The 1,142-nt window shown below is 71.2% G+C and carries 1 protein-coding gene; it reads right to left on the bottom strand.

What is annotated here, in order from left to right:
- The coding region (locus AA75_RS33155; RefSeq protein ID WP_199520477.1) for a non-ribosomal peptide synthetase at positions 1-1,142 on the bottom strand (1,142 nt) is incomplete at both ends.

Below are 1,142 nucleotides of genomic sequence, written 5' to 3'. Positions count from 1 at the left end.
CGCCGAGTTCGGTGCGGATGCGGCTGACCAGGCGGGTGACCAGCAGCGAGTGGCCGCCCAGCGCGAAGAAGTTGTCGTCGATGGTGACACCCTCGACGCCCAGCACCTCGCCGAACAGCGCGCACAGCACCCGCTCACGCCCGTCCCGCGGCGGCCGGCCCTCGGCCACCAGCTCCAACTCCGGTGCGGGCAGCGCACGGTGGTCGAGCTTGCCGTGCACCGTGAGCGGGAACTCCGGCACCGTCACGAACGCGGACGGCACCATGTACTCCGGCAGCGCGGCGGCGACGTGCGCCCGAAGCCCCACCGGCTCCACACCGTCGGCGGTCACCAGATACGCCACCAGCCGCTGATCACCCGGCCGGTCCTCCCGGACCAGCACCGCGGCCCGCTCCACACCCTCATGGGCGGCGAGCGCAGACTCGATCTCACCGAGTTCGATCCGGAAACCACGGATCTTCACCTGGTCGTCGGCCCGGCCCAGGTACTCCAGCACCCCGGCCGCCGTCCAGCGCACCACATCACCCGTGCGGTACATCCGCGAGCCTGCCGCACCGAACGGATCCGGCAGGAACCGCTCCGCCGTCAGATCCGGCCGGCCCAGATACCCGCGAGCCAGCCCGGAACCGGCCAGGAACAACTCCCCCGCAACGCCCGGAGCGACCAGCCGCAGCTGCTCGTCCAGCACATACGCCGAGGTGTTCTCGAGCGGACGCCCGATCACCGGCGTGACGGACCCGGCCAGCGGCCACGCCACCGCGTCCACCGTGCACTCCGTCGGCCCGTAGTAGTTCAGCACCACGGTCCGCTCGGCGGACCGCAGCCGTGACCACAACTCCGCACCCAGCGCCTCCCCACCCACCATCAGGACCGCGGGGACGTGGTCGTGGGTGTCCGACAGCAGGCCCTCGGAGAGCAGCACCGACAGGTACGACGGCGTCAGGTCCAGGAAGTCGAGCCGGTGGTCGTCCACATAGGCCACCAGGGCGGCCGCGTCGAGGCGGACCTCGTCCGCGATGACGTGCAGGGTGTGACCGGCCATCAGCATGCAGAAGGCGTCGATCGAGGTGTCGAAGGTGACGCCCGCGACCAGGCCGGCCTGGACGCCGGTGCGGTCGCCGAAGTACTCGTCGATCAGGGTC

This window comes from Kitasatospora sp. MBT63 (assembly GCF_000710465.2).
Classification (GTDB): domain Bacteria; phylum Actinomycetota; class Actinomycetes; order Streptomycetales; family Streptomycetaceae; genus Kitasatospora.
The sequence above is the reverse complement of the archived record's forward strand: the minus strand, read 5'-3'. Positions and strand labels throughout refer to the sequence as shown.